Source organism: Variovorax atrisoli 110B, from assembly GCF_000382045.1.
GTDB classification, from domain to species: Bacteria; Pseudomonadota; Gammaproteobacteria; order Burkholderiales; family Burkholderiaceae_C; genus Variovorax; species Variovorax atrisoli.
Genome location: NZ_KB907455.1, coordinates 69907 through 88638, shown reverse-complemented (window position 1 = coordinate 88638; position 18732 = coordinate 69907). Strand labels below are relative to the sequence as shown.

The window sequence follows — 18732 nt, the reverse complement described above, 5'->3', positions numbered from 1 at the left end:
ACGGACTCTTTTCATGCCAGTCATCGAATCCCGGCTGCAAGCGGCCAGCGACACCTTCCAGGCCAACCGGGCCAGCATGCTGGCGCTGCTCGGCCAGGTGCGCGAGCACGAGGCCCGCGCCGTCGCGGCCTCCGCAGCCTCGGCAGAGCGATTCGCCAGGCGCGGCCAGTTGCTGCCGCGCGAGCGCCTCGCGCTGCTGCTGGACACCGGTGCCCCGTTCCTGCCGCTGGCCTCGCTCGCGGGCCTCGGCCAGGACAACCCCGATCTTTCCAGGAGCGTGCCGGGCGGCGGCCTGATCTCCGGCATCGGCTACGTCGCGGGCGTGCGCTGCATGGTCAACGCCTCCGACTCGGGCATCGACGCCGGCGCGCTGCAGCCCATGGGCCTGGACAAGCAGCTGCGCGTGCAGGAGATCGCGCTGGAGAACAGGCTGCCCTACGTGCAGCTGGTGGAAAGCGCGGGCGCCAACCTAATGCAGTACCGCGTGCAGGACTTCGTGCGCGGCGGCAACATCTTCCGCAATCTCGCGCGGCTGTCGGCCGCGGGGCTGCCGGTGGTGACGGTGACGCACGGCTCCTCGACCGCGGGCGGCGCCTACCAGACCGGGCTTTCCGATTACATCGTGATGGTGCGCGACCGCACGCGCGCCTTTCTCGCGGGGCCGCCGCTGCTGAAGGCCGCCACCGGCGAGATCGCCACGGAAGAGGAACTGGGCGGCGCCGTGATGCACACCCACATCTCGGGCCTGGGCGACTACCTCGCGGAGGACGACCGCGACGCCATCCGCATCGCCCGCTCGATCCTCGGCGGCATCGACTGGGCGCGCGACGAAGCGCCGCACAGCTTCGCACCGCCGCGCTACGACGCCGAGGAACTGCTGGGCATCATGCCCAGCGACGGCCGCCGCCCGGTCGACATGCGCGAGGTCATCGCGCGCATCGCCGACGGTTCCGAGTTCCTGGCCTTCAGCGAGCACTACGGCAGCGCCACCGTCTGCGGCCACATCCGGCTCGAAGGACATGCCGTTGGCATCATCACCAACAACGGGCCGATCGACTCCGACGGCGCCACCAAGGCCACGCACTTCATCCAGGCCTGCTGCCAGTCGCGCACGCCCATCGTCTACCTGCAGAACATCACCGGCTACATGGTGGGCCGCGCGCACGAGGAGGCCGGCATCATCAAGCACGGCGCGAAGATGATCCAGGCGGTGTCTAACGCCACCGTGCCGCAGGTCACGCTGCTGTGCGGCGCCTCGTACGGCGCGGGCAACTACGGCATGTGCGGCCGCGGCTTCGCGCCGCGCTTCTGCTTCAGCTGGCCCAACGCGCGCACCGCGGTGATGGGCGGCGAGCAGGCGGCGAAGACCATGGCCATCGTGATGGAGGCCGGCATGGCACGAAAGGGCGCGGTCGACCAGTCGAAGATCGACGCGATGCAGCAGCAGGTCATCGAGCGCTTCGACCGGCAGATGAGCGTGTTCACCACCAGCGCCCTGCTGCTGGACGACGGCGTGATCGACCCGCGCGACACCCGCGCCGTGCTGGCCGAGGTTCTCTCGATCTGCCGCGACGCCGACACGCGCACGGCGCAACCCATGCAGTTCGGGGTGGCACGTCCATGAGCAGCGGCAACACCAGCATCACCACCAGGTTCCGGAAGATCCTGGTCGCCAACCGCGGCGAGATCGCGGTGCGCGTCATGCGCACGGCCCGCGCCATGGGCTTTCGCACCGTGGCCGTGTACTCCAGCGCCGACGCCGGTTCGCAACACGTTCGCTTCGCCGACGAGGCGGTGCACATCGGCGAGCCGCTGCCCGCGCAGAGCTACCTGAACATCGCCGCGATCGTCGAGGCCGCGCGCACCAGCGGCGCCGACGCGGTGCACCCCGGCTACGGCTTCCTCGCCGAGAACGCGGCCTTCGCGCAGGCCTGCCGCGATGCCGGCCTGGTCTTCATCGGACCTTCGCCCGAAGCCATCCGCGCGATGGGCGACAAGGCCGGCGCCAAGCGGCTGATGCAGGCGGCGGGCGTGCCCTGCATTCCGGGCTACCAGGGCGAGGACCAGGGCGAAAGAACGCTCGCCGCCGAAGCCGCGCGCATCGGCTGGCCGGTGATGATCAAGGCCACCGCCGGCGGTGGCGGGCGCGGCATGCGGCTCGTCAGCTCGGCCGCGAACTTCGCCGAGCAGCTGCGCAGCGCGCAGTCGGAGGCGCTCAACGCATTCGGCGACGCCACCGTGATCCTGGAGCGCGCCATCGTCTCTCCGCGCCATGTCGAGGTGCAGGTGTTCGCGGACCGGCACGGCAATGCCATCCACCTCGGCGAGCGCGACTGCTCGGTGCAGCGCAGGCACCAGAAGGTGGTGGAGGAAGCGCCCTCGCCCGCCGTCTCGCAAGCGCTGCGCGAACGCATGGGCGCCACCGCCGTCGCCGCGGCGAAGGCCATCGGCTACGAGGGCGCGGGCACGCTCGAATTCCTGCTTGACGCCGAGGGCCGGTATTGGTTCATGGAGATGAACACGCGCCTGCAGGTGGAGCACCCGGTGACGGAAGCCGTGACCGGACTCGACCTGGTCGAGCTGCAATTGCGCGTCGCGGCCGGCGAGCCGCTGCCGGTCACGCAGCAGGACGTGCACTTTTCCGGCCATGCGATCGAGGTGCGCCTGTGTGCCGAAGATCCGCAGCAGGGCTTCATGCCGCAGAGCGGCACGCTGGCCGGATGGCGCCCCAGCCCCGCGCTGCGCACCGAGCATGCCCTGCGCGACGGCGCCGAGGTGCCGCCCTTCTACGACTCGATGATCGCCAAGCTGGTCGCCCACGGCCGCACACGGGAGGACGCGAGGCAGCGGCTCCTGGCGGGCCTGCAGGACACCGTCGCGCTCGGCATCCCGACCAACCAGCAGCTGCTGGAGCGCACGCTGTCGCATGCGGTGTTTGCAAGCGGCGAGGCGACGACCGCCTTCGTGGCCGACCACATCGGCGCGCTGCTCGCCGCCGACGAAGCAGGTCGCAACCGCGCAGCGCTGCTCGCCGCGCTGCTGCTGCAGCTCGGCGAACGCGGCTGGCCTTCGCCGCTGGCGCACACGCTGCCCAATGCCCTGCGCTTCGAGCTCGACGGCACGGTGCACGCCGCGCGCGTGACGCCGCGCGGTGCCGGCCGATTCGGCATCGCGCTGGACGGCCAGGGGCCGGTGCAGCTCGCGCTGCTCGACATGCCCGGCGACGGCAGCCTGCGCTTCTCGTGCAATGGGCTCGACGCGCAAGCCTTCGTCGCGCGGCACGGCGGCCGCGTGCTCTTCCACCACGACGGACAGGCCCACCGCCTCGACGACCTCACCCACGCCCCAGCCACCCGCGCCCATGACGACGGCGGCGACGGCCTGCTGCGCGCCTCCATGAACGGCCGCGTGATCGCGCTGCTGGTGGCCGAGGGCGAGGCCGTCGCCGCGGGCCAGCCGCTGGTCACGCTGGAGGCGATGAAGATGGAGCATGTGCACTGCGCACCGCGCGCCGGACGTGTCGCCCTGCATGTCGCGGTCGGCGCGCAGGTGGCGGCGCGCCACGTGGTCGCGCAGGTCGCCGATGCATGACGGGGACCGACCCCGCGCCTTTACCGAAGCCAACCGCATGAACTCACCCTCTTCCCACTACCGTTCCGTCTTCGCCCCCGGCCTGTTCGACGGGCAGGTCGTCGTCGTCACCGGCGGCGGCTCCGGCATCGGCCGCTGTACCGCGCACGAGCTCGCCTCGCTGGGCGCGCAGGTGGTGCTGGTCGGACGCAAGCCCGAGAAGCTCGACGCGGTGCGCGCCGAGATCGAGGCCGCCGGCGGCAAGGCTTCCACGCAGGCCTTCGACATCCGCAACGAGGACGCGGTGCGCGAGGCCATCGCCGCCGTCGTCGCCGCGCACGGCCGCATCGACGGTCTGGTCAACAACGCGGGCGGCCAGTACATCACGCCGCTGCACGCGATCTCGGCCAAGGGCTGGGAGGCGGTGATCCACACCAACCTCACGGGCGGCTTCCTGGTCGCGCGCGAGTGCTACCTGCAGAGCATGCAGGCCCAGGGCGGCGCCATCGTCAACATCGTGGCCGACATGTGGGGCTCCATGCCCAACATGGGCCACAGCGGCGCGGCGCGCGCGGGCATGGTGAGCTTCACCGAGACCGCCGCGCTCGAATGGGCCGCGAGCGGCGTGCGCGTGAACGCGGTGGCGCCGGGCTACATCGCATCGAGCGGCATGGACCACTACCCGCCCGAGGCCGGCGACATGCTGCGCGCCATGCGCAAGACCGTGCCGGCCGGGCGTTTCGGCAACGAGGCCGAGACCTCCGCCGCCATCGTCTTCCTGCTGGGCCCGGCCGCGAGCTTCATCAGCGGCAGCGTGCTGCGCGTGGACGGCGCGCGGCCGCAGGTGCGCATGGGCTGGCCGATGGCGATTCCCGATGCGCAGGCGCAGCAGCGCCGCGCGGTGAAGCCCTTCGACGGCTTCCACCTGGCGCAGGCACCGCGCGTGTTCCAGGACAAGTAGGACGAGAGACAAGGAAAGACCGGAGACCACCCCATGCAGTACAGCCACGAACACCTCGAGATCCAGAAGACCCTGCGCCGCTTCATCGACGACGAGATCAACCCGCACGTGGACGAGTGGGAAGAGGCAGAGATCTTCCCCGCGCACGAGGTCTTCAAGAAGCTCGGCAGCCTCGGCATGCTGGGGCTGAACAAGCCCGAGGCCTTCGGCGGCGCGGGCCTGGACTATTCGTATGCGATGGCCATGGCCGAGGCGCTGGGCCACATCTCCTGCGGCGGCGTGCCGATGGCCATCGGCGTGCAGACCGACATGTGCACCCCTGCGCTCGCGCGCTTCGGCAGCGACGAGTTGCGCCGCGAGTTCCTGGCACCCGCCATCGCGGGCGACATGGTCGGCTGCATCGGCGTGAGCGAGCCCGGCGCGGGCAGCGACGTGGCGGGCCTGAAGAGCCATGCGCGCAAGGACGGCGGCGACTACCTCATCAGCGGCCAGAAGATGTGGATCACCAACAGCCTGCAGGCCGACTGGATGTGCATGCTGGTCAACACCAGCGACGGCCCCGTGCACCGCAACAAGTCGCTCGTGATGGTGCCGATGGACAGCCCCGGCATCGAGAAGGCGAAGAAGCTGCGCAAGATCGGCATGAATTCGAGCGACACCGGCCTGATCTACTTCGACAACGTGCGCGTGCCGCAGCGCTATCGCATCGGCGAGGAGGGCCAGGGCTTCGTCTACCAGATGCAGCAGTTCCAGGAAGAGCGCCTCTGGGCCGCCGCCAGTTCGCTGGAGCCGATGGAGGACTGCATCGCGCAGACCATCGAGTGGGCGCAGCAGCGTCAGATGTTCGGCTCCACGCTGGCCGACCAGCAGTGGGTGCAGTTCAAGCTGGCCGAACTGAAGACCGAAGTGGAAGCGCTGCGCGCGCTCACCTACCGCGCCTGCGACCTGCACGTGAAGGGCGAAGACGTGCTCGAGCTCGCGTCGATGGCCAAGCTCAAGACCGGCCGCCTCACGCGCCAGGTGGCCGACACCTGCCTGCAGTTCTGGGGCGGGATGGGCTTCACGCTGGAGAACCGCGTCTCGCGCCTGTACCGCGACGGCCGCCTGGGCTCGATCGGCGGCGGCGCCGACGAGGTGATGCTGGGCATCCTCGCGAAGACCATGGGCATCGCCAAGCGGCCGCCGCGCTGAGAGGTTTGCGGGCTTGGTCGGGCTGTCTGGAGACGCGGCCGTCGAACAGCCGGACGCCCGCTTTCGACACCACCCATTTCCCCTGAAGGAGACAGCAGGATGAATGCAGAACTGGCCGCGGACCGCCAGGTGCTGGCCGACCTGGTCCGGCGGTTCGCCGGCGACGAGATCGCGCCGAACGTGCAGGCCTGGGACGACGCGGGCGAGTTTCCGCGCGGGCTCTACGCGCGCGCGGCCGAGCTCGGCCTGCTGGGCCTGGGCTATCCGGAAGAGTTCGGCGGTACGCCCGCCTCGTACTCGCTCAAGCTGCCCGCCTGGGTCGCGCTCGCACGCCACGGCAAAAGCGGCGGCGTGCTCGCGAGCCTGTTCTCGCACAACATCGGCCTGCCGCCCGTGGTGCTGCATGCGAGCGACGCGTTGCGCCGCGAGGTCGTGCCGCCGGTGCTGCGCGGCGAGAAGATCGCGGCGCTGGCGATCACCGAGCCCGGCGGCGGCTCCGACGTGGCTGCACTTCGCACGACGGCACGGCTCGATGGCGACCACTACGTCGTCAACGGCGAGAAGACCTTCATCACCTCGGGCATGCGCGCCGACTGGATCACCGTGGCCGTGCGCACCGGCGAGGGCCGCGGCGCGGGAGGCATCTCGATGCTGCTGGTGCCGGGCGACGCACCGGGCCTCACGCGTACGCGCCTCTCGAAGATGGGCTGGCTGTGCTCCGACACCGCCACCCTGCACTTCGACAACGTGCGCGTGCCCGCGCGCTACCTGCTCGGGCACGAGGGCGAAGGCTTCCGCATGATCATGGGCAACTTCAACGGCGAGCGCATCGGCCTTGCCGCGGGAGCGCTGGGCTTCTCGCAGGCCTGCCTCGACGAGGCCCTGGCGTGGGCGCGCGAGCGCAAGGCCTTCGGCACCGCGCTCGTCGAACACCAGGCGGTGCGCCACAAGCTGGTCGACATGCAGATGCGCATCGCCTCCACCGAGGCGTGGATAGAGGCCGTGTCGGCTGAAGGCGATGCGCTCGAAGCGGCCGGCCGCCACAACGCACCCGAGTGGGTCGCGCAGATCTGCCTGCTGAAGAACGACGCGACGCAGACCATGCAGTTCTGCGCCGACCAGGCGGTGCAGATCCTCGGCGGCATGGGGTTCATGCGCGGCACCGTCAGCGAGCGCATCTACCGCGAGGTGAAGGTGATGATGATCGGCGGCGGGGCCGAGGAGATCATGAAGGAGCTGGCGGCCAGGCAGATGGGGTGGCTGTAGAGGCTGCTCCTGCTGCTCTTCACCGGCGCGCCTGCGGATTGCGCGGCATCAGGTGGGTCACGCGGCGGGCTGATCGGCACCGGCCCGCGCGAGTCCGACGCAGAACTCGCGCACCAGCCGCAGCGCAGGCGCCTCTGTCCTGCCGTCGAGGGTGACGAAGGCGAACTGCGCACTGATTCCCGCGGCAGGCTCCACCTTCAATTCGGCCAGTTCGCCGCTGTCCTGCAGCGCGCGCGTGGCGGCGAGCACGCCCAGGAACACGGCGTCGGTGTTGCGCACGGCCTCGATCAGCGTGCCGATGTCTTCCGACGACACATGCAGCCAGCGCTGCGGGCTCGCGTCGCTGCCATAGCGCTCGACCAGGATGCGCGCCACGTCGTCGCTCACCATGGTCGAGATCACCGGGTGCTGCGCCAGCTCTTCGAAGCGCACCGGCTTGCCGCTCCCCTGCTTCAGCAACGGATGGTCGCACCGGCAGACGAAGCCCGAGCGCATGGTCGGCAGCACCTCGATGTGCAGGTCCTCGCGGGGTGCCACGGCGCGGTAGGTGAGCACCACTGCGTCGAGGTTGCGTGAGCGCAACGCCGCGAGCTGCAGCTCCGGTCCGCCGCCGTGCAGCTGCAGCCCGACCTTCGGATGGTTGCGCAGCATGTGGATCAGAAGCGGCGACGAGAACAGCGCGCCCGGCGCCGCGCCCAGCCCGAGCCGCACCGATCCGGCCTGACCCTCCGACAGCAGCGCCGCCGCGCGCTTGAGTTCGTGCGCTTCAGTGGAGATGCGCTTGGCCCGCGCCAGCACCATCGCACCGAAGGGCGTGAGCTCGTTGCGCTTGCCGATGCGATCAACGAGCTGCATGCCCAGCTCCTGCTCGAGCATCTGGATGCTGCGGCTCAGCGCGGGCTGGGTCAGGTGCACTTTCTCCGAGGCCCGGCTGAAGGAGCCGGTTTCGGCGAGCGCGAGCAGGTGGTCGAGTTGCTGCAGATTCATGGCGGGTCGCGGCTTCGGCCGTCGTCATATGCATGAGATGTACTCATGATAATTACAAAAACAATGCATTGGACAGATGAACCCTCGATTCCTAGCATCCATCGCGTACTACTTTGGACCAAGGAATTCCCATGAACCGGTTCGGTCAATGGCTCGGTGCGCTGACTTTTCTAGGTTGCGCCGTGGCGACCACGACGACGGCGATAGCGCAGGCCGCCTACCCCGCGAAGGTCGTGACGATGATGGTTCCTTACCCGGCCGGCGCGGCCAGCGACTTCACCGCACGGGCGCTCAACGACCTGGTTGGCAAGGAACTGGGGGGGCAGGTGATCGTCGAGAACCTCGGCGGCGCGGCGGGCGCCATCGCGGCCAACAAGGTGCTGGCAGCGCCGGCCGACGGCCACTACCTGTTCCAGGGCTCGCCCAACGAGTTGATCCTCGCGGGGCTGGCCAACAGGAGCACGCGCTACAGGCCTGAAGACTTCCAGTGGATCGCGCCGGTGGCCACTTCGCCGCTGGTGCTGGTGGTGAACAGCGCCCTGCCGGCCCAGACGCTGGACGAGTTCGTCGCGCTCGCGCGTTCGCGCAAGGACGCGCCGCTGAGCTATGGCACGCCGGGCGCCGGCACGCTGTACCACCTGCTGGGCGAACTCTTCACTAAGCGCACCGGAGCCGCCGTCACGCATGTGCCCTACAAGGGCGGCGCGCCGATCATCCAGGACTTGATCGGCGGGCAGATCGACTTCGCCTTCATGCCGTACCAGGCCTTCTATGCCGACTACGTGAAGCAGGGGCGGCTTCGCGTGATCGGCTCCCTCTCGCCGGGCAGGCGCCTGCCGCCGCCCTTCGACACGCTGCAGACCAGCGCCCAGAGCCGGGACATGAAGGACTTCGACTTCGGCATCTGGACTTCGTACATGGTGCGCAAGGGCACGCCGCGCCCCATCGCCGAGCGGCTCAACGCGGCCATCGGCGCGGCGCTGAAGAACCCGCACGCACGGACGCAGCTGGAATCGCAGGCCAAGACCGTGTTCGAGCCGATGAGCCTCGAAACGGGCGAGAAGTTCTACGCGGCGGAGATCGCCCGCTACCGCGACCTGGTCAAGACCATCGGCTACGAGTCGCCCTGACTGCGCCACGGCCTGCTTGCCTCCATCTCTCTCTTTCCTCGATTCCAACCATTCGAAGAGGTGCTTCCATGAAGACGAGAAAAACCCGTTGCCTGGCACTGCTGGTCGCGCTGTCGCTGTCCGCCTGCGGCGGTGGCGGCAGTGGAGGCGGCGCGGCATTCGGCGGCATCGTGCCGACGCCGACGCCAGCCCCTGCCGCGAGCCCAGCTCCGGCAACGCCGCCTGCCGCGCAGGACACGACGATCGCAGTGACGACCGAAGGCAAGGTAGCTGGCACGGCGGACGCGGACACGGTGTCCTTCCTCGGCATTCCCTATGCACGGCCTCCGGTGGGCGCGCTGCGCTGGGCACCTCCGCAGCCGCCGGCCGCGCACGACGCTACGCTGCAGGCCAGGGCCTTCGGCAACGCCTGCCCACAGGCGCCGGGCGCGGTTTCTTCGGCGATCGCCGAGGACTGTCTCTACATCAACGTATGGAAGCCTGCCGGCACGCAGCCGGGCGCCCGGCTGCCGGTAGTGTTCTACATCCACGGGGGCGCGTTCACGCTCGGGTCCGGCGAGATGGGCCCGAGCCCGCTGGCTAGCCAGGGCGTGGTGGTCGTGAGCTTCAACTACCGGCTGGGTGCGCTCGGCTACCTGGCGAACAAGGCGCTGCGCGCGGCCAACAAGGACGGCAGCCTCGGCAACTTCGCGGTGATGGACCAACTGGCCGCGCTGGGCTGGGTGCAGAAGAACATCGCGGCCTTCGGTGGAGACGCGGGCAACGTCACGCTGTGGGGCACCTCGGCGGGCGCGACCCAGAGCTTCTCGCTGCTGCAGTCGCCCAAGGCCAAGGGGCTGTTCCAGCGTGCCGTGATGCAGAGCGGGGGTGCCGCCGAGTATTCGAACCCGAGCATGGACGCGTCCCTCGCGGTGGGCGACACCGCGGTGACCAACCTCGGCTGCTCGGGCGCGGCCGACGTGGTGGCCTGCCTGCGCGCGCTTCCGGTGTCCGCGCTGCTCGCGCAGGGCGGGCTCAAGTGGCGACCGACTGTCGATGCGCAGGTCATCACGCAGGTGCCCGCACGCGCATTCGAGAGCGGCAACTTCAATCAGGTGCCGGTGATGATCGGCGGCGTGTTCGACGAGGGCACGCTGTTCGTCGACACGAAGCTCAGCGCCGCCTACTACCCGCTGTACCTTCGCGGCCTCGCTCCTGCCGGCTACGACACCACGGCCATCGAGGCTGCCTACCCGATCGGCAACTACGCGGTGCCGGCGCAGGGCATCGCGCGGGCCATCGGCGACGCGATGTACGCCTGTGGAAACAGCGCCCGCCGCGACGCGCTGTCGGCGTGGGTGCCTGTGTATGGCTGGGAATTCACCGATCCGCAGCTGTCGTTCCCGTCGAACCCATCCGGCTTCTACTACGGCACGGCCCACGGCATGGACAGCTACTACTTCACCGGCACCGTCGACGCGCTGGCCGGCTATCCGTATTTCGATCCAGGCAGTGCGAGCACGCCGGATGCCGCGACCACCGCCCAGCGCAAGACGCTCGCGACGCAGATGCGCAGCTACCTGCTCAACTTCGCGAAGACCGGCGATCCGAACGGCGACGGCCGCAACATCCCCACGCGCTGGCCGCGCTTCACAGGGCCGGCCGAGCGGGCGCTGATCGACTTCAGCTACCCCGCGGTCAAGGTGTCGAGCAATGCGTTTGAGCACACGCACAAGTGCGACACGCTGTGGGGACCGGCCGTGTTCCCGCCGATGTACTGATGCAGGGACGCAGCCGAGCCATGCCCATGGACGAACAACAGCAGATCATCGACCACCTCGAAGCGCACCAGGCCGAGATCGTGGACTGGCTCAAGGCCTTCCTGCGCATCCCGAGCGTGAGCGCCGACCCCGCCTTTACCCAGGGCATGCACGAGGCGCGAAGCTTCCTGGTCGAGCGGCTGCGGCGCATGGGCCTCGCCGGCGTGCGCCTGCTCGACGGCGACGGCGAACCGGCCGTGTACGGCGAATGGAACGGCGCACCGGGGCGCCCCACGCTGATGGTCTACGGCCACTATGACGTGCAGCCGGCCGACCCGCTCGAGCAGTGGCGCACGCCGCCGTTCGAGCCGACCGAGATCGACGGCAAGCTCTACGGCAGGGGCACCTCCGACGTGAAAGGCTCGACCGCCATCGCGCTCGAGGTCATCGCCGCCTTCCTGTCAGTGCACGGCCGCTGCCCGGTGAACATCAAGGTGTTCCTCGAAGGCGAGGAAGAAACCGGCAGCCCGTCGCTGCGGACCATCGTCGCACGGCACCGCGACCTGCTGCAGGCCGATGCGGTGCTCTCCGCCGACGGCGGCCGCGCAAGCGCCAGCGTGCCCACCATCAACACCGGCGCTCGCGGCAACGCGCAGCTCGAAGTTCGGCTGCGCACCGCCCTCAAGGATCTGCACTCGGGCCGCTACGGCGGCGGCGTGCGCAACGCGTTGCACGAGATGGCGCGGCTGGTCGCATCGCTGCACGATGCGGACGGGAGCGTGGCGGTGCATGGCTTCCACGACGGCGCGTCGCCTCCCACCGACAGGCAGCGCGCCGACACTGCGGCGCTTCCGTACGACGAGGCCGCATTCTTCTCCGACGTGGGCGGCAGCCCGCACGGCGAACCCGACTACACCGCGCGCGAACGCATCACCTTGCGGCCCGCGCTCGACGTGAACGGCCTCTGGGGCGGCTACACCGGCGGCGGCGGAAAGACCATCGTGCCCTGCGAGGCGCAGGCCAAACTCACCGCGCGCGTGGTCGCGGGGCAGGATGCAGGCGCGGTCATCCGCTCGGTGCTGAGCCACCTGCGCCGACACTGCCCGACCGGCTGCACACTCGACGTGGTCGCCATCAACGACGGCTCCCCCGCATCGACCCTCGCGCCCGGCCATCCGCTGGTGCGCGCGGCCGAGGCGGTGCTGGAACGCGAGACCGGCATGCGCCCCATCCACGTCCGGCTGGGCGCGAGCGTGCCCGTCACGTCGATTTTCAAAGAGACGTTGGGCATCGACACGCTGATGTTCGGCTTCAACCTGCCCGACGAGGACGTGCACGCGCCGAACGAGTTCTTCAGGCTGCAGTCGATCCGCGAAGGCACGCGCGCGTGGACACTGCTGCTGGCGGAACTGGCGAGGCATTCGCCTGCCGAGTTCCATGCCGCACCAGACGGGTCAGTCGGCACCTGAGGTTTTCGCTGCTGCCGCCGCCGTCGCAGCCGCAGCAGCCCGCAGCTTGTCCTTCTTGCTCGGCCTCTTCCCCTTGATCCCGCCCGTGCCCGAGGCATCGGCCACCGGCGGCGCGGTTTCCGTCGGTTCGAAGCCTTCGACGCGCTCGCGCGCAAGCCTCAGGCCGTTGCGCTTCTCGATCAAGCGGAAGTGGGCCTCGGTGGCCGCGCTCACGAAGCTGATCGCCAGGCCGCTCTCGCCTGCGCGGCCGGTGCGGCCGATGCGGTGGATGTAGTCGGTGGGCGAGCGCGGCAGGTCGTAGTTGATGACCACCGGCAGCTGCGCGATGTCGATGCCTCGCGCGGCGAGGTCGGTGGCGACGACCACGTCCCATCGGCTCTGCTTGAACTGCGAGAGGATGTCGCCGCGCGTGCCCTGCGCGATGTCGCCGTGGAAGGGCACGGCGTAGATGCCGTTGCGGTAGAGCTTCTCGGCCACGGTCTGCGCCGCGTGCTGCGTGGCGACGAAGACCAGCACGCGGTCCCACTCGTGCTCGTGCTGCTTGAGCAGGTGGCGCAGCAGCTGGGTGCGACGGCCGGAGTCGACCTCGATCACGCGCTGCACGATGTCGGGCGCGGTGCCGGGCTCGCCCTGCACGTCGACGATGGCCGGCTCGAGCAGCATGCGGTCGGCCAGCGCCTCGATGGCCGGCGGGAAGGTGGCGGAGAAGAACAGGTTCTGGCGCCGCTTCGGCAGCAGTTCGAGGATGCGGCCGAGTTCCTCGGCGAAGCCCAGGTCGAAGAGGCGGTCGGCCTCGTCGAGCACCAGCATGGCGACGGCGTCGAGCCGCAGTGCGTTGTGCTCCACCAGGTCGAGCAGCCGGCCCGGCGTGGCGACGACGATGTCGGCGCCGCCGCGCAGGTTCATCATCTGCGGGTTGATCGACACGCCGCCGAAGACGGTGACGATCTTCGGGCGCTCGGGCAGGTCCTGGGCCAGTTCGTACATGGTGCCGCCCACCTGGGCCGCGAGCTCGCGCGTGGGCACCAGCACCAGCGCGCGCACCCGGCGCGGGCCTTGGGGGCGTTCCGGCTGCTGCGAAACCAGGCGCTGCAGCAGCGGCAGTGAAAATGCGGCGGTCTTGCCGGAACCGGTCTGCGCCGAGCCCCGCAGGTCGCGGCCTTGCAGAATCGAGGGAATGGCCGCGGCCTGGATGGGCGTCGGCGTCGAAAAGCCGCATCGGGCGGCAGCTTGCACGAGCGCGGGGGCCAGGCCCAGTGAATCGAATGGCATGTGTGTGATGGGCGAGCGCGGCGGGCGAAGAACGGGAAACCGGCGAAAGAAGGAAATTGAGAAGAGGCGTATCGGATGTCGACGATGAAACAGCAGCGCGCCGGCCAGTCCGGCGGCAGCACCCTGGTGTATTCCACCGACGGCGGCGGACGCATGTGCCCCGGCTGCGGCGAGCCAGTGGCGCGTTGCCGCTGCAAGGAACTCGAGAAGGCGCGCAGCGCGCCGGCCACGGACGGCATTGTGCGCGTGTCGCACGAGACCAAGGGGCGAAAGGGCAAGGGCGTGACCCTCGTCAAGGGCGTGGCGCTCGAAGCGGCGGCGCTGCTGGCGCTGGGCAAGCAGCTCAAGACCGCCTGCGGCACGGGTGGCACGGTGAAGGACGGCACGATCGAGATCCAGGGCGACCACCGCGAAACCGTGATTGCGGCGCTCGCGAAGCTGGGCCACACGGTCAAGCGCGCCGGAGGCTGAGGCTCCCATGAAACCCGAAGACCTGCAGCGGCTGGTGACGCTCGAAATGCCCTTCGGCAAGTACAAGGGCACGCTGATTGCCGATTTGCCCGGAAATTACCTGACCTGGTTTGCACGCGAGGGTTTTCCCTCAGGCGAAATTGGCCGATTGCTCGCCCTGATGCATGAAATAGACCACAACGGGCTTTCCGGACTGCTGAAACCGTTGCGAAACCGCCCGCCGGAACGAGGAGTTTCCCGATAAGGGGCAATTTCGCCACATATTTTTCGAATTCGGGCCGGATAATGCTCGCTACGTGTCAGCGGGCCTTGCGGCTCCCGTGCACGTAATTCGGTGATCGGTCAGTTTCGCGCCACAGCGCAGTTCTTGTTTGTTGTGATTCTGGGACTCCATCGCTTTTTGTCTTTTTGTTGGTTTGAATCAGGAGTCCCTTGATGGGCAAGAAACTTTATGTGGGCAACCTCGCCTACTCGATCCGCGACAACGATCTGGAGCAAGCCTTCGGCGAATTCGGCTCGATCGTCAGCGCCAAGGTCATGATGGAACGTGACACCGGCCGTTCGAAGGGCTTCGGCTTCGTCGAAATGGGTACGGATGCCGAAGCACTGGCAGCCATCGAAGCCATGAACGGCCAGCCCCTGCAGGGCCGCGCCCTGACGGTGAACGAAGCCCGTCCGATGGAAGCTCGTCCTCCCCGCACCGGCGGCTACGGCGGCGGCGGCGGTGGTGGCGGCTACGGTGGTGGTGGTGGCGGCGGCTACGGCGGCGGTGGCCGCAGCGGCGGCGGCGGTTACGGCGGCGACCGTGGTGATCGCGGCGGCTACGGCGGCGGCGGCGACCGCAGCGGCGGTGGCGGCTACGGCGGCGGCCGCGGCGGCTACTGAGCCCTTCCCCCTTCCGGGGCCTTCGGGCCCCTGAACCAAAAAGCTCCTTCGGGAGCTTTTTTCGTTTCCGGGCGCGCCTGCCCGAAGGCCGGGCCCCTGGGAGAACCCTTGCCCCGCGGTACGCACTTGTTCGTACCGCACCGGTCAGCCCACCGTCAGGCGCGCAGCCCGACCCTCGTTTCCCCCAACAAAGAGGAGCGAGACATGCGCATCAAGAGTCAGGCCGACTTCTTCTCAGGAGTCATGTTCACGGCCGTGGGCGGCGCCTTCGCCATCGGCGCCACCACCTACACCATCGGCGACGGCGCGCGCATGGGACCGGGCTACTTCCCGCTCATGCTGGGAATCCTGCTGGCGGTGCTGGGCGCGATCATCATGTTTCAGGCGATGGTGGTCGAGACCACCGACGGCGACCCGATCGGCAAGTGGGCCTGGAAGCCGCTGGCCTTCGTGCTCGGCGCGAACCTGGCCTTCGGCGTGCTGCTGGGCGGGCTGCCCAGCATCGGGCTGCCGGCCATGGGCATGATCATCGCGATCTACGCGCTCACCATCATCTCGAGCATGGCGGGCGAGCACTTCAAGCTGCGCGACGTGCTGATCCTCGCGACCATCCTGGCGGCCGGCAGCTACGTGGCGTTCATCTGGGCGCTCAAGCTGCAGATCCAGGTGTGGCCCACCTTCATCGCCGGTTGAACGAGGAGCACGCCGCCATGGAACTCTTCAACAACCTCGCGACCGGCTTCGGCGTCGCGTTCACCTTCACCAACCTGCTGTACTGCCTGATCGGCTGCATCCTGGGCACGCTGATCGGCGTGCTGCCGGGCATCGGGCCCGTCGCGACCATCGCGATGCTGCTGCCGGCCACCTACGCGCTGCCGCCGGTGTCGGCGCTGATCATGCTGGCCGGCATCTACTACGGCGCCCAGTACGGCGGCTCCACCACGGCCATCCTGGTGAACCTGCCGGGCGAATCGTCCTCGGTGGTCACCTGCATCGACGGCTACCAGATGGCCCGGCAGGGCCGCGCGGGCCCGGCGCTCGCCGCCGCCGGCCTGGGATCGTTCTTCGCGGGCTGCGTGGGCACGCTGATCCTGGCCGCCTTCGCGCCGCCGCTGACCGAGCTGGCCTTCAAGTTCGGCCCGGCCGAATACTTCTCGCTGATGGTGCTGGGCCTGATCGGCGCGGTGGTGCTGGCCTCGGGTTCGCTGCTGAAGGCGGTGGCGATGATCGTGCTGGGCCTGCTGATGGGCATCGTGGGCACCGACGTCAACTCGGGCGTGGCGCGCTACAGCTTCGACATTCCGGAGCTCACCGACGGCATCGGCTTCGTCGTCATCGCGATGGGCGTGTTCGGCTACGGCGAAATCATCGGCAACCTCTCGCAGCCGGACGACGAGCGCGAGGTGTTCACGCACAAGGTCAAGGGCCTGTGGCCCACCAAGGACGACTTCAAGCGCATGCTCCCCGCCGTGCTGCGCGGCACCGCGCTGGGCTCGGCGCTGGGCATCCTGCCGGGCGGCGGCGCGCTGCTGGCCTCGTTCGCCTCGTATGCGCTGGAGAAGAAGATCCGCATGCGCCCCGGCGAAGTGCCCTTCGGCAAGGGCAACATCCGCGGCGTGGCGTCGCCGGAGTCGGCCAACAACGCGGGCGCGCAGACCTCCTTCATCCCGCTGCTGACGCTGGGCATCCCGCCCAACGCGGTGATGGCGCTGATGGTGGGCGCGATGACCATCCACAACATCCAGCCGGGCCCGCAGGTGATGACCAGCAACCCCGAGCTCTTCTGGGGCCTGATCGCCTCGATGTGGATCGGCAACGCGATGCTCATCATCCTGAACCTGCCGCTGATCGGCATGTGGATCAAGCTGCTGACGGTGCCCTACAAGTTCCTGTTTCCGGCCATCGTGCTGTTCTGCGCGATCGGCGTGTACTCGACCAACAACAACACCTTCGACGTGTGGATGGTGGCCGCCTTCGGCTTCATCGGCTATCTCTTCATCAAGCTGCGCACCGAGCCAGCACCGCTGCTGCTGGGCTTCATCCTCGGGCCGATGATGGAAGAGAACCTGCGCCGGGCGCTCTTGCTGTCGCGCGGGGCGTGGAGCGTGTTCGTCACGCGGCCGCTGTCGGCGGGGCTCCTGATCGCCGCGGCGCTGCTGCTGGGCATCGTGCTGCTGCCGGCGATCAAGGCCAAGCGCGAGGAAGCCTTCGTGGAAGATTGAGTTCGCCCCCAAGGCTTCGCGCACTTCGTGTCGCTGCGCCCCCCTTCCGGGGGCAACACCTGCGGCCCGGCAAAGCCGGTTCCGCGGAGACCAGATTCGCCCCCAGGCTTCGCGCACTTCGTGTCGCTGCGCCACCCCCCTTCCGGGGGCAACACCTGCGGCCCGGCAAAGCCGGTTCCGCGGTGTTCCACGAAAGGTCAGTGGGGCAGCAAAGGCAGCAGCAACAGCTGCCACGCCAGCCCCAGCAGGGCCGAGGCGAGCACCACCGGGATCACGCCGGCCTTGAAGCGGAACAGCGCCACGGCGGCGATCAGCCCGATCGCCGCCGATGCCGCGTCGAAGCCCCCGCCGGCTCCCCTGGGCCACAGCACGTGCCAGGCGAAGAACACCGCCAGGTTGACGATCACGCCCACCACCGCCGCGGTGATGGCCGTGAGCGGCGCGGTGAGCTTCAGGTTGCCGTGCGTCGACTCGATGAAGGGCCCGCCCAGCAGGATGAAGAGGAACGACGGCAGGAAGGTGAAGAAGCACACCACCGTCGCCGCCACGGCCCCTGCCGCGAAGAGCGAGTCGCCGCCGGAGAGCGCCTGGTTCCAGCCGCCGACGAAGCCCACGAAGGACACCACCATGATCAGCGGCCCCGGCGTGGTCTCGCCGAGCGCGAGGCCGTCGATCATCTGAGTGGCGCCCAGCCAGCCGTAGTGGTCGACCGCGCCCTGGAACACGTAGGGCAGCACCGCGTAGGCGCCGCCGAAGGTCATGAGCGCTGCCTTGGTGAAGAACCAGCCCATCTGCGTGAGCGTGCCCTGCCAGCCGTACAGGGCGACGAGCGCGCCCATGGCACCCAGCCACAGCACGAGGAACACGCCCAGCACGCGCCAGAAGCGGCCCCAGCCGAAGCGCGCGTGCGCGGGTGTGGGCGTGTCGTCGTCGATGAGCGCCGGGCCGATGGCCGCCGCCCCTGCCGCACCATGCCCGCCGCCGCCCGACGCGAAGCGCTGCGGCGCCACCCGGCTGCCGAAGTAGCCGATGGCCGCCGCCGCAAGCACGATCAGCGGAAACGGCAGCTGCAGCGCGAAGATCGCCACGAACGCCGCCGCGGCGATCGCCCAGAGCCAGGCGTTCTTCAGCACCCGCGAGCCGATGCGCCAGGCCGCGAACAGCACGATGGCCGTGACCGCCGGCTTCACGCCGTACAGCAGCCCCGCCACCGCCGGCACCTGCCCGTAGGCCATGTAGATCCAGGAGAGCGCGATCAGGATGAAGAGCGAGGGCAGCACGAACAGCACCCCCGCCGCGACGCCGCCCCAGGTGCGGTGCATGAGCCAGCCGATGTAGGTGGCCAGCTGCTGGGCCTCGGGGCCGGGCAGCAGCATGCAGTAGTTGAGGGCGTGGAGAAAGCGCTTCTCCGAGATCCAGCGCCGGCGCTCCACCAGTTCCTGGTGCATCAGGGCGATCTGCCCGGCCGGCCCGCCGAAGCTGATGAAGCCCAGCTTGAGCCAGTAGGCGAAGGCCTGCCAGAAGCTGACGGGAGCGGGCCGCTCGACGGGATCTTGGGCAGAGGGCATC

The 18732-nt window shown here is 69.2% G+C and carries 16 protein-coding genes; 13 read left to right on the top strand and 3 right to left on the bottom strand.

Annotation, left to right across the window (positions count from 1 at the left end):
• Positions 1-13 precede the first annotated feature (13 nt).
• The 5 genes from G369_RS0118255 (at position 14) to G369_RS0118235 (ending at position 6988) form a co-directional block, all read left to right on the top strand.
• Complete coding sequence (locus G369_RS0118255; protein ID WP_019655465.1) at positions 14-1624, top strand: acyl-CoA carboxylase subunit beta; 1611 nt, start codon at positions 14-16, stop codon at positions 1622-1624.
• On the top strand, positions 1621-3591 hold the full coding sequence (locus tag G369_RS0118250) for an acetyl/propionyl/methylcrotonyl-CoA carboxylase subunit alpha (RefSeq protein ID WP_019655464.1): 1971 nt from the start codon (positions 1621-1623) through the stop codon (positions 3589-3591). The genes G369_RS0118255 and G369_RS0118250 overlap by 4 nt, the downstream gene beginning before the upstream one ends.
• Positions 3592-3628: 37 nt before the next feature.
• Complete coding sequence (locus tag G369_RS0118245; protein ID WP_019655463.1) at positions 3629-4531, top strand: SDR family oxidoreductase; 903 nt, start codon at positions 3629-3631, stop codon at positions 4529-4531.
• Positions 4532-4564: 33 nt separating this feature from the next.
• Positions 4565-5722 carry an acyl-CoA dehydrogenase family protein gene (locus tag G369_RS0118240; RefSeq protein ID WP_019655462.1) on the top strand — a complete coding sequence of 386 codons (1158 nt, stop codon included), beginning with the start codon at positions 4565-4567 and terminating at the stop codon, positions 5720-5722.
• A gap of 99 nt (positions 5723-5821) precedes the next feature.
• Positions 5822-6988 (top strand): acyl-CoA dehydrogenase family protein, encoded by a 1167-nt coding sequence (locus G369_RS0118235; protein WP_019655461.1) that lies wholly within the window; start codon positions 5822-5824, stop codon positions 6986-6988.
• Between the two features lie 57 nt (positions 6989-7045).
• On the opposite strand, the gene G369_RS0118230 is transcribed toward G369_RS0118235, so the two are convergent.
• Entirely contained in the window at positions 7046-7975 is a 930-nt protein-coding gene (locus G369_RS0118230) for a LysR family transcriptional regulator (RefSeq protein ID WP_019655460.1), read from the bottom strand.
• Between the two features lie 131 nt (positions 7976-8106).
• Here G369_RS0118230 and G369_RS0118225 point away from each other — a divergent pair, with 131 nt between their 5' ends.
• From G369_RS0118225 to G369_RS0118215, 3 genes are all read left to right on the top strand, one after another.
• A complete protein-coding gene (locus G369_RS0118225; protein ID WP_020723153.1) occupies positions 8107-9105 on the top strand; it encodes a tripartite tricarboxylate transporter substrate binding protein in 999 nt (332 codons plus the stop codon).
• 68 nt (positions 9106-9173) lie between these two features.
• Positions 9174-10865 (top strand): carboxylesterase/lipase family protein, encoded by a 1692-nt coding sequence (locus G369_RS0118220; RefSeq protein WP_019655458.1) that lies wholly within the window; start codon positions 9174-9176, stop codon positions 10863-10865.
• Positions 10866-10885: 20 nt separating this feature from the next.
• Positions 10886-12313 carry a dipeptidase gene (locus tag G369_RS0118215; RefSeq protein ID WP_244164347.1) on the top strand — a complete coding sequence of 476 codons (1428 nt, stop codon included), beginning with the start codon at positions 10886-10888 and terminating at the stop codon, positions 12311-12313.
• On the opposite strand, the gene G369_RS0118210 is transcribed toward G369_RS0118215, so the two are convergent.
• Positions 12299-13585: a DEAD/DEAH box helicase gene (locus G369_RS0118210; RefSeq protein ID WP_019655456.1), complete on the bottom strand. Its 1287-nt coding sequence runs from the start codon at positions 13583-13585 to the stop codon at positions 12299-12301. The two genes, G369_RS0118215 and G369_RS0118210, sit on opposite strands and share 15 nt — an antisense overlap.
• A 75-nt stretch (positions 13586-13660) precedes the next feature.
• Here G369_RS0118210 and G369_RS0118205 point away from each other — a divergent pair, with 75 nt between their 5' ends.
• The 5 genes from G369_RS0118205 (at position 13661) to G369_RS0118185 (ending at position 17163) form a co-directional block, all read left to right on the top strand.
• A complete protein-coding gene (locus tag G369_RS0118205; protein WP_019655455.1) occupies positions 13661-14056 on the top strand; it encodes a translation initiation factor Sui1 in 396 nt (131 codons plus the stop codon).
• Positions 14057-14063: 7 nt separating this feature from the next.
• Complete coding sequence (locus G369_RS37675; protein ID WP_019655454.1) at positions 14064-14300, top strand: DUF3820 family protein; 237 nt, start codon at positions 14064-14066, stop codon at positions 14298-14300.
• A gap of 191 nt (positions 14301-14491) precedes the next feature.
• On the top strand, positions 14492-14941 hold the full coding sequence (gene rbp / locus G369_RS0118195; protein WP_019655453.1) for an RNA-binding regulator: 450 nt from the start codon (positions 14492-14494) through the stop codon (positions 14939-14941).
• Positions 14942-15145: 204 nt separating this feature from the next.
• Complete coding sequence (locus G369_RS0118190) at positions 15146-15634, top strand: tripartite tricarboxylate transporter TctB family protein (protein WP_019655452.1); 489 nt, start codon at positions 15146-15148, stop codon at positions 15632-15634.
• A 17-nt stretch (positions 15635-15651) separates the two neighbouring features.
• Positions 15652-17163, top strand: coding sequence for a tripartite tricarboxylate transporter permease (locus tag G369_RS0118185; protein WP_020723151.1), 1512 nt, complete (start codon positions 15652-15654; stop codon positions 17161-17163).
• A gap of 197 nt (positions 17164-17360) precedes the next feature.
• Here the strand turns inward: G369_RS0118185 and chrA are convergent, their stop codons facing one another.
• A complete protein-coding gene (chrA, locus tag G369_RS0118180; protein WP_019655450.1) occupies positions 17361-18731 on the bottom strand; it encodes a chromate efflux transporter in 1371 nt (456 codons plus the stop codon).
• Position 18732: the final 1 nt, after the last annotated feature.

Coding starts and splice junctions, on each gene's coding strand:
- G369_RS0118215 (WP_244164347.1), top strand. CDS start 10,886: ATGCCCATGGACGAACAACAGCAGATCATCGACCACCTCGAAGCGCAC.
- G369_RS0118235 (WP_019655461.1), top strand. CDS start 5,822: ATGAATGCAGAACTGGCCGCGGACCGCCAGGTGCTGGCCGACCTGGTC.
- chrA (WP_019655450.1), bottom strand. CDS start 18,731: ATGCCCTCTGCCCAAGATCCCGTCGAGCGGCCCGCTCCCGTCAGCTTC.
- G369_RS0118205 (WP_019655455.1), top strand. CDS start 13,661: ATGTCGACGATGAAACAGCAGCGCGCCGGCCAGTCCGGCGGCAGCACC.
- G369_RS0118220 (WP_019655458.1), top strand. CDS start 9,174: ATGAAGACGAGAAAAACCCGTTGCCTGGCACTGCTGGTCGCGCTGTCG.
- G369_RS0118245 (WP_019655463.1), top strand. CDS start 3,629: ATGAACTCACCCTCTTCCCACTACCGTTCCGTCTTCGCCCCCGGCCTG.
- G369_RS0118250 (WP_019655464.1), top strand. CDS start 1,621: ATGAGCAGCGGCAACACCAGCATCACCACCAGGTTCCGGAAGATCCTG.
- G369_RS0118185 (WP_020723151.1), top strand. CDS start 15,652: ATGGAACTCTTCAACAACCTCGCGACCGGCTTCGGCGTCGCGTTCACC.
- G369_RS0118210 (WP_019655456.1), bottom strand. CDS start 13,585: ATGCCATTCGATTCACTGGGCCTGGCCCCCGCGCTCGTGCAAGCTGCC.
- G369_RS0118190 (WP_019655452.1), top strand. CDS start 15,146: ATGCGCATCAAGAGTCAGGCCGACTTCTTCTCAGGAGTCATGTTCACG.
- G369_RS0118230 (WP_019655460.1), bottom strand. CDS start 7,975: ATGAATCTGCAGCAACTCGACCACCTGCTCGCGCTCGCCGAAACCGGC.
- G369_RS37675 (WP_019655454.1), top strand. CDS start 14,064: ATGAAACCCGAAGACCTGCAGCGGCTGGTGACGCTCGAAATGCCCTTC.
- rbp (WP_019655453.1), top strand. CDS start 14,492: ATGGGCAAGAAACTTTATGTGGGCAACCTCGCCTACTCGATCCGCGAC.
- G369_RS0118240 (WP_019655462.1), top strand. CDS start 4,565: ATGCAGTACAGCCACGAACACCTCGAGATCCAGAAGACCCTGCGCCGC.
- G369_RS0118255 (WP_019655465.1), top strand. CDS start 14: ATGCCAGTCATCGAATCCCGGCTGCAAGCGGCCAGCGACACCTTCCAG.
- G369_RS0118225 (WP_020723153.1), top strand. CDS start 8,107: ATGAACCGGTTCGGTCAATGGCTCGGTGCGCTGACTTTTCTAGGTTGC.